Annotated in this window: 13 protein-coding genes; 10 read left to right on the top strand and 3 right to left on the bottom strand. The window is 69.8% G+C overall.

What is annotated here, in order from left to right; all coding sequences use genetic code 11:
* Nucleotides 1–21 precede the first annotated feature (21 nt).
* The 7 genes from FGL15_RS01220 to FGL15_RS01190 are packed head-to-tail and all read left to right on the top strand — an operon-like array spanning nucleotide 22 to nucleotide 7,330.
* Nucleotides 22–984: an AAA family ATPase gene (locus FGL15_RS01220; RefSeq protein WP_370282204.1), complete on the top strand. Its 963-nt coding sequence runs from the start codon at nucleotides 22–24 to the stop codon at nucleotides 982–984.
* Between the two features lie 4 nt (nucleotides 985–988).
* Nucleotides 989–1,879 (top strand): DUF58 domain-containing protein, encoded by an 891-nt coding sequence (locus tag FGL15_RS01215; RefSeq protein ID WP_240773698.1) that lies wholly within the window; start codon nucleotides 989–991, stop codon nucleotides 1,877–1,879.
* Nucleotides 1,866–2,333, top strand: coding sequence for a hypothetical protein (locus FGL15_RS01210; RefSeq protein ID WP_138944651.1), 468 nt, complete (start codon nucleotides 1,866–1,868; stop codon nucleotides 2,331–2,333). The genes FGL15_RS01215 and FGL15_RS01210 overlap by 14 nt, the downstream gene beginning before the upstream one ends.
* On the top strand, nucleotides 2,324–3,322 hold the full coding sequence (locus FGL15_RS01205) for a VWA domain-containing protein (RefSeq protein WP_138944650.1): 999 nt from the start codon (nucleotides 2,324–2,326) through the stop codon (nucleotides 3,320–3,322). Before FGL15_RS01210 ends, FGL15_RS01205 begins: the two co-directional genes overlap by 10 nt.
* Nucleotides 3,319–4,359, top strand: coding sequence for a VWA domain-containing protein (locus FGL15_RS01200; RefSeq protein ID WP_138944649.1), 1,041 nt, complete (start codon nucleotides 3,319–3,321; stop codon nucleotides 4,357–4,359). Before FGL15_RS01205 ends, FGL15_RS01200 begins: the two co-directional genes overlap by 4 nt.
* Entirely contained in the window at nucleotides 4,356–5,531 is a 1,176-nt protein-coding gene (locus FGL15_RS20665; RefSeq protein WP_138944648.1) for a hypothetical protein, read from the top strand. Before FGL15_RS01200 ends, FGL15_RS20665 begins: the two co-directional genes overlap by 4 nt.
* Before the next feature lie 41 nt (nucleotides 5,532–5,572).
* On the top strand, nucleotides 5,573–7,330 hold the full coding sequence (locus FGL15_RS01190; RefSeq protein ID WP_138944647.1) for a proline--tRNA ligase: 1,758 nt from the start codon (nucleotides 5,573–5,575) through the stop codon (nucleotides 7,328–7,330).
* A gap of 47 nt (nucleotides 7,331–7,377) precedes the next feature.
* On the opposite strand, the gene FGL15_RS01185 is transcribed toward FGL15_RS01190, so the two are convergent.
* The 3 genes from FGL15_RS01185 to FGL15_RS01175 all read right to left on the bottom strand — a co-directional run bounded on the left by FGL15_RS01185 (nucleotide 7,378) and on the right by FGL15_RS01175 (nucleotide 10,790).
* On the bottom strand, nucleotides 7,378–8,304 hold the full coding sequence (locus FGL15_RS01185; protein WP_138944646.1) for a hypothetical protein: 927 nt from the start codon (nucleotides 8,302–8,304) through the stop codon (nucleotides 7,378–7,380).
* A 99-nt stretch (nucleotides 8,305–8,403) separates the two neighbouring features.
* The gene (locus tag FGL15_RS01180; RefSeq protein ID WP_138944645.1) at nucleotides 8,404–9,084 is read right to left on the bottom strand and encodes a response regulator transcription factor; all 681 of its coding nucleotides are present in this window, start codon (nucleotides 9,082–9,084) and stop codon (nucleotides 8,404–8,406) included.
* A complete protein-coding gene (locus FGL15_RS01175) occupies nucleotides 9,081–10,790 on the bottom strand; it encodes a HAMP domain-containing sensor histidine kinase (protein WP_138944644.1) in 1,710 nt (569 codons plus the stop codon). The genes FGL15_RS01180 and FGL15_RS01175 overlap by 4 nt, the downstream gene beginning before the upstream one ends.
* Before the next feature lie 206 nt (nucleotides 10,791–10,996).
* On the opposite strand from FGL15_RS01175, the gene nusA reads away from it, so the two are divergent.
* The 3 genes from nusA to infB all read left to right on the top strand — a co-directional run bounded on the left by nusA (nucleotide 10,997) and on the right by infB (nucleotide 15,329).
* Entirely contained in the window at nucleotides 10,997–11,998 is a 1,002-nt protein-coding gene (gene nusA, locus FGL15_RS01170) for a transcription termination factor NusA (protein WP_079707160.1), read from the top strand.
* Between the two features lie 5 nt (nucleotides 11,999–12,003).
* On the top strand, nucleotides 12,004–12,273 hold the full coding sequence (locus FGL15_RS01165) for a YlxR family protein (protein WP_138944643.1): 270 nt from the start codon (nucleotides 12,004–12,006) through the stop codon (nucleotides 12,271–12,273).
* A 287-nt stretch (nucleotides 12,274–12,560) separates the two neighbouring features.
* On the top strand, nucleotides 12,561–15,329 hold the full coding sequence (infB, locus tag FGL15_RS01160) for a translation initiation factor IF-2 (protein ID WP_138944642.1): 2,769 nt from the start codon (nucleotides 12,561–12,563) through the stop codon (nucleotides 15,327–15,329).
* Nucleotides 15,330–15,332: the final 3 nt, after the last annotated feature.

Raw genomic sequence — 15,332 nt, 5'->3', positions numbered from 1 at the left:
CACCCCATCGCGCCAGCCGAGCTGCAGCGGGCCCGCAGCATCCTCTCCGAGATCGTCGGTGCCTACGATGCGAAGGTGGTCGGCCAGCAAGGCCTGCGCACCACCCTGCTCGCGGCACTCGTCTCGGGCGGGCACGTCCTGCTCGAGAGTGTCCCAGGACTCGCGAAGACGACCGCGGCGGAATCGATCGCCCAAGCGGTGAACGCCTCGTTCAAGCGCATCCAGTGCACCCCCGACCTGCTGCCGAGCGACATCATCGGCACCCAGATCTACGACGCCCGCACCGGCGCGTTCCAGACCCAGCTCGGTCCCGTGCACGCGAACTTCGTGCTCCTCGACGAGGTCAACCGGTCGAGCGCGAAGACCCAGAGCGCGATGCTCGAGGCGATGCAGGAACGCCAGACCTCCATCGGCGGCACCCACTATCCGCTGCCGAAGCCGTTCTTCGTGCTCGCCACGCAGAACCCCATCGAGCAGGAGGGCACGTACCACCTGCCCGAGGCGCAGCTCGACAGATTCCTCCTCAAGGAGGTGCTCGACTACCCGACGATCGGCGAGGAGGCCGAGATCGTCCGTCGGGTGAACTCGGGGCTCTACGAGACCGACCAGGACCGCCCGGGCGTGAGCCTCGAGGACGTCCTGTTCATGCAGTCCCTCGCCAAGCGGGTCTACCTCGACGCATCGATCCTCAACTACATCGTCCAGACGGTCTACGTCACCCGCCATGCGGGCGACTACCTGCCGCCGAAGCTCGCGAGCTACATCGAGTACGGGGCGAGCCCGCGTGCCAGCATCGCGTTCAGCACGGTCGCGCGGGCGCTCGCGATCCTCGCAGGGCGGGACCACGTCATCCCCGAGGACGTCAAGGGCTACCGCCACCAGGTGCTGCGGCACCGCATCATCCTGAACTTCGAAGCCGCGGCCGACGACGTCTCGCCCGAGACGATCATCGATGCCGTCTTCGGAGCGGTCCAGGCACCGTAGGCCCGTGTCAGCCCCGCTGCTCCACCGGGTGAAGTCCAAACTCTTCATCCACGCCCACCGCCGCGTGCGGGGGATGCTCGACGGTGAGTACCGTTCGGTGTTCCAGGGCAGGAGCCTCGACTTCGACGACCTCCGCGAGTACACCCCGGGCGACGAGATCAAGGACATCGACTGGAAGGCGACGGCCAGACACGGTGCTCCGCTCGTGAAGCGATTCATCGCCACGCGGAAGCACCAGGTGCTGTTCGTCGTCGACACGGGTCGTGATCTCGCGGCGCTCGCCGAGGGTGGGAGCACCAAACGCGAGGTCGCCATCCTCGCGGTCGGCATCCTGGGGTACCTCGCGATCCGGCACGGCGACCTCGTCGGTCTCGTCGCCGGCGACGCCGCCGCACCGGAACTCGTCCGACCCGCCGGCACCGAATCGGCACTCGAACGCCTGCTGCAGCACATCGACCGGCGTGCATCGCTCGCGGCACCCCAGAGCGATCTCGACGAGCTGCTCGGCTACGCGGCACGGTCGGTCAAGCAGCGCTGTCTGCTCGTGATCGTCTCCGACGACGAGGAGATCACGCCGAAGCGGTCGGAGATCCTCCGTCGACTGCACGTCCAGCACGAGGTGCTCTGGATCTCGGTCGGGGACGCCGACCTCATGCGAGCCGAGTACACCGGCCGGGCGATGGTCGACGTCGCCGACGAGCGGTCCCTGCCGGCCTTCATCCGTTCGGACGACGCACTCCGTCGCGAGTTCACCGAGGCCGTCACCAGCGCGACCGCCCGGCTCCTCGACCAGCTCGAGGAACTCGGCATCAGCGGTCAGCGCGTGACCGGGGCCGACGACGTCGTCCCCGTCCTCTTCCACCTCCTCGAGGCCCACCGACATGCCCGGCGATAACGGCTACTACGCACCGGTCCAGTACACGCTGCTCTGGCCGGTGCTCGGACTCGTGCTCATCGCGCTCGTGATCGGGTGGTACGTCTGGATGCTCGCCCACGTGCGCCGTCGCGCGCGCGGGAGCGCGCCGCGCCCGGCGCCGCAGCCGTCGCCGACCGTCCTGCGCGACCGCTACCTCGCGCTCATCGGCGAGATCGAGCGCGAGCACGGGGACGGCGCCTTGAGCACGCGACGCGCCCACCAACGGCTCGGCGCGATCCTCCGGATGTACGCGCACGAGTCCAGCGGTGTCCGCGCCCAGGTCATGACCCTCGCAGACCTCGATCGCGCCGGACTGGCGCCACTCAGTCGTGCCGTGTCGGCCTACTACCCGGTCGAATTCCGCGAAGCCGAGACGGGCAGCGTCGCCGAGGCCGCCTCGCTCGCCCGCCAGGTGGTGACGACGTGGAGCTGATCTACTGGTGGATGCCGCTCGTCTGGCTCCTCGCCGTGGCCGCGGTGGTCGCCGCCGTCGTCCTCGTGGCCCGCACCGGGCGGCGCCGGAAGGCGAACGCCGAGCCCCTGTGGGTCGCGCACTCCGAGCGGCTCACCGCGCTCCCCGGATACCGTCGCGCGCTCTCGCGGTACCGGCGCCTCATCATCGCGACGATCGCCGCGCTCGGGGTGCTGCTGCTCGCCGGCATGGCCCTCGGGTCCCGCGTGGTGAGCACGACGGTGTTCCAGCCGGAGCTCCGCAACCGCGACATCGTGCTCTGCCTCGACGTCTCGGGCTCGATGACGGAGTACGACGCCGCGCTGGTCGGGGTGTTCGAGAAGCTCGTGCAGCGGTTCGACGGTGAGCGGATCGCGCTCGTCCTGTTCAACGCGTCCGCGACCACGTACTTCCCGCTGACGAGCGACTACGACTACGTGGCCGCGCAGCTCGACCACCTCGTCGAGGACCTCACCTCGCCGGAGAGCGACTACGAGTACTGGAACGGCACCGATCTCGGGAACGGGTCGTCCCTCATCGGCGACGGTCTCGGGTCCTGCGTCATGCGGTTCGACCAGGTCGGCGAGGAACGGTCGCGCTCGATCGTGCTCGCGACCGACAACTATGTCGCCGGCGAGCCGATCCTCACGCTCAAGGAGGCCGGCGCGTACGCGAAGGCGCAGGACGTGACGGTGTACGGGATCAACCCCGGCGACGTCTCCAGTAAGGACTACCTCGACGACCTCGCCGCGGAGATGGACGAGGTCGTGACGTCCACCGGCGGGGACTACTACGCGCTCGCCGACCCCGGCGCTGTCGGCGGCATCGTCCAGCAGATCACGGCGGAGCAGACGAAGACGCTGAAGGGCGCCAAACAGCTCGTGCAGGTCGACGAGCCGTTCGTGTTCGTGCTGGCGGCGTTCGGCGGCCTCGCGGCGCTCATGCTGCTCGCCTGGAGGTTGCGCCGATGACCATCAACCCCGTTCTGCCGATCTGGGCCGTCGCCGTGCTCGGCACCGTCCTCGCGGCCTTCGCCGTCTGGCAGTTCCTCGCCGGGGCGCGGCGGCCAGGAGCCTGGCACTGGATCGCCCGACTGGCCATGGTCGTCGTGCTCGTGATCATCGCCCTCCGACCGACCATCCCCGGCAACCATCGCCCGCCGTCCGCGATGGGCGACCTCGACGTCTACTTCGTCGTTGACACGACGAGCTCGATGGCCGCCGAGGACTGGCCGGACGAGACCGCGTCTGGGACGGACGAGAACGGCGCCCCGAAGCCGCCGACCCGACTCGACGGTGCAAAAGCCGACATCACCGGTATCGCCGACCGGCTTGCCGGTGCCCGCTACGCGCTCGTGACGTTCGACGCCGTGGCTGTCCAGCGCATGCCCCTCACGACGGACGCGACGGCGCTCCGGTCGGCTGCGGAGGCGATGACGCAGGAGATCACCACCTACTCCCGCGGTAGCAGCATCGACGCGCCGGTGGAGTTCATGACCACGCTGCTGACCCAGGCCGAGGAGCAGGAGCCGGGTCGGAACCGGATCATGTTTTACCTCGGCGACGGCGAGCAGACGAGTGGCGCAGCGCCCGGGTCGTTCGAGAGCATCGCACCGCTCATCGGCGGCGGTGGCGTGCTCGGCTACGGGACCGAGGCCGGTGGGACCATGCGTGAGTTCTCCGGGTACCAGGACGGCAGCGTCCGCTACATCCAGGACTACTCGACCGGTGAGCCCGCCGTGTCCCGGCTCGATCCGGGCGCACTCGAGACGATCGCATCGCAGCTCGGCGTCGAGGCGGAGATCAGGACCCCGGGTGCGTCGCTCGACGACGCACTCGACGGCCTCGCCGTCGGCGGCGTCACCGTCGAGGACGAGGTGGACATCCGGCGCACCGATGAGCTGTACTGGGTGTTCGCGCTCGGGTTCGGTGTGCTGCTCCTCACCGAGCTCCCCGGCCTGGTCGGCGCGCTGGGCGAGCTCCGACGGACGAAGGGTGGGCAGGCATGACCCTCTTCGATGATCGGACCCGCACCGACCGGCCCGACGATGCGCCGCGCAGCCCTGAGCCACGGCCACGACTCGAGGAACCGCGGCGTCCGCCGCTGGCCCCGGCCGAGGTCGCCCGGTTGCGCCGTCGGCTGTTCTGGTGGTCCCTTCCGCTGGTCCTCGTCGCCCTCGTCGTCGGGGTCAAGTTCGTGAGTCTGCCGGTCGTCGCGCAGTCGGCGATCGCCGAGTACCGCGCCGAGGACTACTCCGGGGCGCAGTTGAGCGCGGGCCACCTCTTCACGGCGAACGTCGTCGAGCCGTGGATCGCCTGGTTCGACCGGGGCACCGCGGCCGCGGCCGGACAGGACTGGGTGCAGGGGACCGACGACCTCGGCAAGGCGCTCGAGCTCGCGCCGACGGAGGAGACCGCCTGCATCGTCCGGGTCAACCTGGCGCGCGCGTACGAGACCCAGGCAGACGAGTACGTGAAGGGCCAGTTCTTCCAGGGCGCCATCAACCTCTACGACACCGCGAAGCGCATCGTCGACGAGGGCGAGGGCTGCTTCGAGGGGGAGTCCCAGGATCAGAACGAGGACCCGCAAGACTCTCAGGACCCGCAGGACCCGCAGGACCCGCAGGACCCGCAGGACCCCCAGGACCCCCAGGACCCCCAGGACCCGCAGGACCCCCAGGACCCGCAGGACCCGCAGGACCCCCAGGACCCGCAGGACCCCCAGGACCCCCAGGACCAGGGTGATCAAGGTGGTCAAGGAGGTCAGGACGACCAGGGCGGTCAGGGTGACCAGGGCGACCAGGGCGACCAGGGTGACCAGGGCGACCAGGGTGACCAGGGGGACCAGGGCGGAACCGGGCAGCAGCCCGACGTGATCGATCCGAAGGGTACGCCCGGTGAGAACCTGCAGGACACCGGCGATCGCATCGACCGCAAACGTCAGGATGCGACCGACCAGCGCGACCGGTCCGGCGGGCAGGGCCAGCAGGATCCGTCGAACGGGGGACAGGGCGACGGCGACTCGAGCGGCTCGAGCGGTACCGGTGACAGCGAGGTCGACGGGAAGGTCGACAAGTTGAAGGACGCCGGCCAGGACGCCCAGCAGGACAAGTCGACCGAGGACGCCAAGAACCGCGGTCGGAACAACGACAACGGGAACTTCGCCGATCGCCCCTGGTAGCGGTTCCGGGCTGCCTGCGTGTGACGGACTAGCATGGACAGGTGGTTACGCGCCTTTCGAATTACTTCCTCCGTACGCTCCGTGAAGACCCTTCCGACGCGGAGGTGACGAGTCACCGCCTGCTGGTGCGGGCGGGGTACATCCGACGCCAGGCGCCGGGTGTCTTCGCCTGGTTGCCGCTCGGGTTGCGGGTGAAGAACAAGATCGAGGCCATCGTCCGCGAGGAGATGGCGAACGCCGGCGCGTTCGAGGTGCACTTCCCCGCGCTCCTGCCGCGCGAGCCCTACGAGGTCACCGGCCGGTGGGAGGAGTACGGCGACGCCCTCTTCCGCCTGCACGACCGCAAGGGTGCCGACTACCTGCTGGCGCCGACGCACGAGGAGGTCTTCACCCTGCTCGTGAAAGACCTGTACTCCTCTTACAAGGACCTGCCCCTGTCGATCTACCAGATCCAGGACAAGTACCGCGACGAGGCCCGTCCCCGGGCAGGCCTCCTGCGCGGTCGTGAGTTCACGATGAAGGACGCCTACTCGTTCGACGTGTCCGACGCCGGGCTCGACGCGAGCTACCAGGCGCAGCGCGACGCCTACGAGCGCATCTTCACGCGGCTCGGCCTGGAGTACGAGATCGTGCAGGCCGACGCCGGCGCGATGGGCGGTTCGCGGAGCGAGGAGTTCCTGCACCCCACCGCGGTCGGTGAGGACACCTTCGTGCGTTCGGCCGGCGGGTACGCCGCCAACGTCGAGGCCTACGCCACCGAGGTCCCGGAGGCCCGCCCCATCGAGGGTCTGGCACCCGCGACGGTCTTCGATTCGCCGAACACCCCGACGATCTCGACGCTCGTCGACCTCGCCAACGAGCGGCACCCGCGCGACGACGGACGGGCCTGGACGGCCGCCGACACCCTCAAGAACGTCGTGCTGGCGCTGCGGCACCTCGACGGCACGCGCGAGCTGGTCGTCATCGGCCTGCCGGGCGACCGCGACGTCGACCTCAAGCGCGTCGAGGTGGCCTTCAGCCCCGCGGAGGTGGAGGCCGCGACCGAAGCGGACTTCGCCGCGAACGCCGGGCTCGTCAAGGGCTACATCGGACCGTGGTCCCCGCAGGGGCCCGTCCTCGGTGAGGAGTCGGCAACGGAGATCCGGTACTTCCTCGACCCCCGGGTCGTCGACGGCACCGAGTGGATCACCGGCGCGAACGTCGATCAGCAGCACGTCTTCGGCCTCGTCGCCGGGCGCGACTTCACCGCCGACGGCTTCGTCGAGGCGGCGGAGGTCCGCGCCGGCGACCCCGCGCCCGACGGCTCCGGACCGGTCGAGCTCGCTCGAGGCATGGAGATCGGACACGTCTTCCAGCTCGGGCGCAAGTACGCCGAGGCGCTCGGACTGAAGGTGCTCGACGAGAACGGCAAGCTCGTCACGGTGACCATGGGCTCCTACGGCATCGGGATCACGCGCATCCTCGCGATCATCGCCGAGGGCAACAACGACGAGCGCGGTCTCATCTGGCCGAAGGCCGTCGCCCCGTTCGACGTGCACGTCGTCGCAGCAGGACGCGACGCGGCGATCTTCGAGGTGGCCGAGGAACTCGTGGCCTCGCTCGAGGCGAGCGGGAAGGACGTCCTTTACGACGACCGCACCGGCAAGGTGTCCCCGGGTGTCAAGTTCGGCGACGCCGAGCTGATCGGCGTGCCCGTCGTGGTGGTCGTCGGTCGCGAGGCCACCGAGGGCTTCGTCGAGCTCTGGGACCGGGCCGCCGGCACGAAGGACCGGGTCGCGATCGCCGACCTCGCCCTCTGAGCCACGAGAGCGCAGTAGCGGTCGTCATCCGCAGGGAATGACGACCGCTACTGCGCTCTCGCTGCGTGGAGGTGCCGGATCCTCCGGATGAACTGTTGCCGGCGGGCGAAGAGGTCGTCGGCAGTAACGCGGATCACCCGCCACCCTGCATCTTCAAGCAGTTCCCGCCGGTGGATGTCGTCCCGGAACCGGTGGCGCTCGGTCCGGTGGAAGTCGCCCTCGTATTCGTACAACAGTCGCGCGCGGGTGTCCGCGAGGTCCGGGTGGAGCGTCAAGCCCCCGTGATCGACGACGACGGGGTGTCCGACGAGCGGCTCGGGAAGCCCCGCTTCGACGACCGCGAGGCGGAGGAGCGATTCGGGACGGGAGTCGACGCCGGTCCTGACGCGTGCTGCGGCCCATCTGAGCGCAGCTGCTCCGCGTCGTCCTCGGTGCTCGAGGGCCGCCTGCCGGAGATCGGCGACGGACGCGAGCACATCGGTCCGATCCGTCCCCGTCCGCACGCCGGACACGATGCGGTCCCCGACGGCGACGAGTTCCTCCTGTGGCAGGACATCCGCGAGCGAACGCCAGGTGTCGAGTGCGGCGGTCACCGGGTGCCCATGGGCGAAGGCGACGACGGTATCGGGAGCCAGGCGATGGCCGACGATGCCACGCGCTCGGGGAGGTGTCGTCCCGTCGCGTGCACCGACATGGAGCTCCGGCGCGGAGGCGACCCGGGGTGGGAGGGGCAGGTCGAGGAGCAGGGCCGCGGTGACGTGGCTGAAGACCCGCGAGCGTCCGAGGAGCGGTTCGTACGCCCGACACCGTCCGCGCACGGTGTCGAGATCGACGCCGACCGTCCGCACGCCGCGATGCGGGGCCGAGAGATCCCGCCCCCGCAGACGTCCGATCGACTGGCCGTGCAGTCCGACGTCGTCGGTCGTGAATGCGCGGCCGACGAGATGCGTGGGCAACGGTCGAGGGGGTCGCATCCCCTCACTCTTGCAACCTGGCGGACCCCGGGTCCGGTGTTCTCCACAGCCGCGCGCGAGAGCGCAGTAGCGGTCGTCATCCCGTCCGGATGACGACCGCTACTGCGCTCTCGTGCTGAGGCGGTAGCCGGCTCCGCGGACCGTCGCGATGGCGTCCTTGCCGATCTTGTTCCGGAGATACCGCACGTAGACGTCGACGACGTTCGAACCGGGATCGAAGTCGTAGCCCCAGACCCGGCTGAGGAGTTCCTCCCGGCTGAGGATCTGGTCCGGGTGGCGGAAGAACTCCTCGGCGAGGGCGAACTCGCGGGTGGACAGCTCGACCGGCACACCGTCGACGAGGACGCGCCGTTCGCGCAGCTCGAGCTCCAGATGACCGACCGACAACCGTTCCTGGACGGCGGCGGTCGACGCCGGACCCCGCTCGGCCAGGCGTCGGCGGATCCTGGCCAGGAGCTCCTCGAACCGGAAGGGCTTCGACATGTAGTCGTTCGCCCCGCCGTCGAGGCCCGCCACGAGGTCTCGCGCGGAATCGCGGGCGGTCAGGATGATGACGGGGAGCTCGCTGCCGTCGTCGCGCAGCCGCCTGAGCACCTCGAAGCCGTCGACGCCGGGGAGTCCGATGTCGAGGACGAGCAGGTCGAAGTCGCCGCTCTCCGCCAGCTCGACGACCTGTGATCCGTCGACCGTCACGTCCGCCGTGTGTCCGGCGGCACGCAGGCCCTTGCTCACGAACGCGGAGATCCGCGTCTCGTCCTCGGCGACCAGGATCCGGCTCATGCGTGGTCCTCCGGCGCACTCCGCCGAGCCGAGGTGTCGACGAGGTCCGGGAAGTCGTCCTCAGGGGACGGTGCTCGCGAGTGCGGTGATGCGTCGATCGCGGGGCGTGCATCGCCGGGTGTCGGTCCGGCCTGCATCGCCGCGCTCGTCTGCGCCTCGGCAGCTTCCTGAGCCGCCTGCGCCTCTCGCAGCGCGATCGCCTGGGCCATCGCGCTGCGGGGGATCGCCGCGGTCTCGTCCGGGTCGAGGTCGAGGTCCGCGTCGGACCCGTCGTCGTCGTCCGCCACCGCGAGCGGCAGTCGGATGCTGAAGAGGGAGCCGGTCTCCTGCGTGTCCTCGACCTCGGCCCACCCGCCGTGTGCCGCGGCGATCGCCTGCACGATCGACAGGCCGAGGCCGGAGCCTGCGACGCCCCGTCCACCGCTCACCCGGGTGAACCGGTCGAAGATGCGTTCGCGGAGCGCCTCCGGCACCCCGGGCCCGTCGTCGGCGACGGAGAGGACGAGCGCCGGGTCGTCCGACTCGTCGAACCGGCTCGAGATCACGATCGTCGACCCGGCCGGGGAGTACTTCGCGGCGTTGTCCGCGAGCTGCAGCCAGGCCTGGGCCAAGCGCCCGGCGTCGACGTCCGCGGTGAGTGCGGCCTGCTCGCCCAGGGTCCACTCGTGTTCGGTCGAGATCGCCGTGGCCTTCTCGTGGACGGAGGCGGTGAACGCCTCGATGTCGACCGGCTCCCGGTCGAGGGTCGACGCGAGTCCGGCCGTCGAGAGCTCCGTGATGTCGGCGACGAGGGAGCTCATCCGGTCGAGTTCGTCGAGGGCGAGGTCCCGTGTGGCGGCCACCTCCGCGGGGTCGGACGGATCCAGGAGCTCGAGGTGTCCGCGCACGATGGTCAGCGGCGTCTTCAGCTCGTGGCCGACGTCGTCGAGCAGCTGGCGTTGACTGGTGAAGGCTTCGTCGAGCCGGTCCAGCATGCCGTTCACGGTGGTGGTGAGCTCGGAGACGTCGTCGCGACCGACGACCGGGATCCGCTCGTCGAGGTCCGACTCGGTGATGCGGGCGGCGGCGTCCCGCAGCAGTCGGATGGGGTGGAGCAGTCCACCCGCGAGCTGCCAGCCGACGAGGCCGAGCAGGAGCAGGCACACCACGGCGACGACGATCTCGACGGCGAGGATGCCTCGGGACTCCGCGAGTGCCGCGTGCACGTCGGTGGCGATGACGACGTGGGCCACACTCGGGTCGCCGACGACCTGCACCGGGATGATCGCGTACCGCACGGTGCGGTCACCGGTGGCCTCGCCCGTGACGACGCCGCGGGACGACCGGGCCGTGATGGTGTCGAGCAGCTGCGGGTCGTCGTCCAGTCGGAAAGCGGACGGGGCGCTGGGCGCGACCGTCGAGCCGTCGGCGCGCACACCGATGGCGGTCTCGTCCTCGGCGAAGATCCAGCGTCGCATCACCGCGTCGACGGCCGCGTCGCTCGTCGCCGGGGCGTCGGCGGAGTCGCCTGAACCGACCACCATGAAGGCGATGAGCTCGGCGCTGTGCTCCAGGCGGGCGTCGATGGTCGCGAGGGTCTGCTGCCGGCCGAGCGTGTAGGTGGAGACGCCCACGAGCGTCATCGCGAGCGTCGTCGCGAGCAGGATCGCGACGAGGATCCTCACCCTCGTGCTCCGCATGACGTTCCGCAGCTCGCCCAAGACCATTGGCCAATCATGTCACCCGCCCCGAGACGCGGTCGAGCCGGGGCGGGACCCTCGAGGACGCGCGGGGGCTTCCCAGCTGAGTGGATGACGTACCCCTCGGCATCCGGTACCGTAGACAGACGGGTTCGGCAGCACGGCAGCAGCATGCCCGTCGTGCCGCTGCACGTCTTGCCGCGGCACCACCAGTTGAATAGAGGAGGCCATCGATGGACATCGATCTCGGTTTGTTGAAGTCGATCGAACGCGAGAAGGAGATCCCGTTCGAGGAGCTCGTCGTGATCATCGAGCAGGCCATCCTGAGTGCGTACCTGAAGAGCACCGAGGGTACCGACACCACCGCGCGCGGCGACGTCCCGGCGGCCCGGGTCCAGCTCGACCGCAAGACCGGCCACGTCGGGGTGTTCGTGCCCGAGTTCGACGACGAGGGTGTCCTGATCGGGGAGGCCGAGAGCACGCCGGACGACTTCGGTCGCATCGCCGCCTTCGCCGCGAAGCAGGTCATCTTCCAGCGGCTCCGCGACATCCAGGACGACGCCGTCCTCGGTGAGTTCAAGGGCCGCGAGGGCGACATCATCGCGGGCGTCATCCAGCAGGGCCCGAACCCGCGCATGATCCACGTCGACCTCGGCACCATCGAGGCGATCCTGCCTCCCGAGGAGCAGGTCGCCGGCGAGGAGTACCCGCACGGTGCGCGCATCCGCGTGTACGTGACGAGCGTGACGAAGGGCCTCAAGGGTCCGCAGATCACCGTCTCGCGCACCCACCCCGGACTCGTGCGGAAGCTGTTCGCGTTGGAGGTCCCCGAGATCGCATCCGGCATCGTCGAGATCGTCTCACTCGCTCGCGAGGCCGGACACCGGACCAAGATCGCGGTGAAGGCGAACGACCCGAGCATCAACGCCAAGGGCGCCTGCATCGGTGAGCTCGGGCGTCGTGTCCGCGCGGTCACCGACGAGCTGGGGGCCGAGAAGATCGACATCGTCGACTACTCGCCCGACCTGCCGACGTTCGTCGCGAACGCGCTCTCGCCGGCCAAGGTGACGAGCTCGTACGTCATCGACCAGTCGCTCAAAGCCGTCCGGGCGCTCGTGCCGGACTACCAGCTGTCGCTCGCGATCGGCAAGGAGGGGCAGAACGCCCGTCTCGCCGCCAAGCTCACGGGCGCCAAGATCGACATCCAGCCGGACTCGATCCTCGAATCGGACTGAGCCGGATGGAACCGGTGCGGACCTGCGTCGGCTGTCGCCGTCGCGAGCCGCGCTCGGCACTGCTGCGCGTCGTCGCGGTCGAGGGGGCGCTCGTCCCCGACGCCGCGGCGCGCCTGCCGGGTCGTGGATCCTGGGTGCACCCGACGTCGGTGTGCGTCGACCAGGCGGTGCAGCGTCGGGCGTTCACGAGGGCGCTCAGATTGAGTGAGGGACCCGACGCGTCGGCGGTCCAGGCCTTCGTGTCGACGGAACCGGCCGCGCCGACGGCTGAGTGACGTCGTCGGGCTCCAACGACCCGCTCACGATCCGGTGGTGAGCCCGCACCCAGGGTCGGGGTGTACGATGGTGAGTGCACGCGAGAGCGCTCCGGCGCACACCGTGCTTCCCACCGCAGGTATCAGGCCCGGATCCCGGGCCTCCATCCTGCTGCCGCCCCACCCGGGTGCGGCATTCCGAGAGAACAGGCTGAACGGCTAATGGACAACTCATGAGCGGCTCGAAATGAGCACCGTCCACCACTAACGCTTGCCCCTGCCTGGGTGCAAGCTCAGACAGGAGAATTGTGGCTGCAAAACCACGTGTACACGAGATCGCATCCGAACTCGGAGTAGACAGCAAGATCGCCATGGCGAAGCTCAAGGAATTGGGCGAGTTCGTCAAGGGACCGTCTTCCAGTATCGAACCACCGGTGGCCCGCAAGCTGCGCGCCGCCCTCGAGGCCGAGGGTGCGAAGGCGTCAGCCGCCCCCGCCGCCCCGGCGAAGCGACCGGCCACGCCCGGCGCTCCGACCCCGGGTCCCGCCGCTCCCAAGGCTCCGGCCCCCGCGGCACCCGCCCCCAAGGCCGAGGCGCCCGCTGCGCCTGCGCCGAAGCAGGCCGCCCCAGGCCCGAAGGCTCCGGCCGCCCCCGCCCCCGCGGCGGAGGCACCCGCAGCTGCTGCTCCGGCGGCACCGTCCGCACCCGCGGCTCCGGCCGCCGGCGACTCGCCCTCCGGCGACGCCGCGAAGCCGGGCGGCCCCCGTCCCGGTGCTCCGCGTCCGGGGAACAACCCGTTCGCGTCCTCGCAGGGCATGGGCCAGCGCCCGACCGGCACGCCGCGTCCGGGGAACAACCCGTTCGCAGCGGCTCAGGGCATGGGTCAGCGTCCGAACCCCAGCAACATCCCGCGTCCGCAGGCTCCGCGCCCCGGCTCGCCCCGTCCGGGCGTCGGTCAGGGTCAGCGTCCCGGTGGCCCCGGTCGTCCGGGTGGCGCAGGTCGTCCCGCCGGTGGCGGCGGCTTCCGTCCCGGTGGCGCCGGTGGCGGTTTCCGTCCCGGTGGTGCCCCAGGTGGTGCACCCGCCGGTGGATTCGCCGGTCGCCCTGGTGGCGGCGGCGGTCGTGGTCGCGGACCCGGCGGTGGTACCGCAGGTGCCTTCGGTCGCGGTGGCGGCAAGAGCAAGGCACGCAAGTCGAAGCGGACGAAGAGGGCCGAGTTCGAGCTGCGGGAAGCCCCGTCGCTCGGCGGCGTGAGCGTCCCCCGCGGCGATGGCAACACCATCATCCGTCTGCGTCGTGGCGCGTCCATCTCGGACTTCGCCGACAAGATCGACGCCAGCCCCGGCAACCTCGTCACCGTGCTGTTCCACCTCGGTGAGATGGCGACGGCGACGGAGTCGCTCGACGAGGCGACCTTCGACGTGCTCGGTTCCGAGCTCGGCTACAAGATCCAGATGGTCTCGCCCGAGGACGAGGACCGGGAGCTCCTCGAGGGCTTCGACATCGACCTCGACCAGGAGCTGGAAGACGAGTCCGACGAGGACCTCGCCATCCGTCCTCCCGTGGTCACCGTCATGGGTCACGTCGACCACGGTAAGACGCGCCTCCTCGACGCCATCCGCAACGCGAACGTCGTCGCCGGCGAGGCCGGTGGCATCACGCAGCACATCGGTGCGTACCAGGTCGTCGCAGAGCACGAGGGCATCGAGCGTCCGATCACCTTCATCGACACCCCGGGTCACGAGGCGTTCACCGCCATGCGTGCTCGTGGTGCGCAGGTCACCGACATCGCGATCCTCGTGGTCGCGGCCGACGACGGCATCATGCCGCAGACGGTGGAGGCCTTGAACCACGCGCAGGCGGCCAACGTGCCGATCGTCGTCGCGGTCAACAAGGTGGACAAGCCCGACGCCAACCCGGCCAAGGTGCGCCAGCAGCTGACCGAGTACGGCCTCGTCGCCGAGGAGTACGGCGGAGACGTCATGTTCGTCGACGTCTCGGCTCGTGCCGGCACCGGCATCAAGGACCTCCTCGACGCCGTGCTGCTCACCGCGGACGCCGGTCTCGACCTGCGCGCCAACCCGAACAAGGATGCACGCGGTGTGGCCATCGAGGCCAAGCTCGACAAGGGCCGCGGTTCCGTCGCGACCGTCCTCATCCAGTCGGGTACGCTCCGCGTCGGTGACGCGATCGTCGCCGGTACGGCCTACGGCCGCGTCCGTGCGATGGTCGACGAGAACGGCGACACCGTCGCCGAGGCGGGTCCCTCGCGTCCCGTCCAGGTGCAGGGCCTCTCGAGTGTTCCTCGGGCCGGCGACACCTTCCTCGTCACCGAGGAGGACCGCACCGCGCGTCAGATCGCCGAGAAGCGTGAAGCCGCGGAGCGCAACGCGGCTCTGGCCAAGGCTCGCAAGCGCATCTCGCTCGAGGACTTCACCCGTGCACTCGAAGAGGGCAAAGTCGAGTCGCTCAACCTCATCATCAAGGGTGACGTCTCCGGTGCCGTCGAGGCACTCGAGGAGTCGCTGCTCAAGATCGACGTCGACGACAGCGTCCAGCTGCGGATCATCCACCGCGGTGTCGGTGCGGTCACCGAGTCCGACGTCAACCTCGCCACGATCGACAACGCGATCATCATCGGGTTCAACGTGCGCCCCGACCCGAAGGCCCGCGAGCGTGCGGCCCGTGAGGGTGTGGACGTCCGGTTCTACTCGGTCATCTACAACGCACTCGAGGACGTCGAGCAGAGCCTCACCGGCATGCTCAAGCCCGAGTACGAAGAGGTCCAGTCCGGTGTCGCCGAGATCCGCGAGGTGTTCCGTTCCTCCAAGTTCGGCAACATCGCGGGTGTCATCGTCCGCTCGGGCACGATCACGAGGAACGCCAAGGCGCGGGTCATCCGCGACGGCGTCGTGGTCGGCGACAGCCTGGCGATCGAATCGCTGCGTCGGTTCAAGGACGACGTCACCGAGGTGCGTACGGACTTCGAGGCCGGTATCGGTCTCGGCAAGTTCAACGACATCCAGATCGGTGACGAGATCGAGACGATCGAAATGAAGGAGAAGCCGCGCGGCTAGTCC

This window comes from Plantibacter sp. M259 (assembly GCF_006065115.1).
Lineage (GTDB): Bacteria > Actinomycetota > Actinomycetes > Actinomycetales > Microbacteriaceae > Plantibacter > Plantibacter auratus.
The sequence above is the reverse complement of the archived record's forward strand: the minus strand, read 5'-3'. Positions and strand labels throughout refer to the sequence as shown.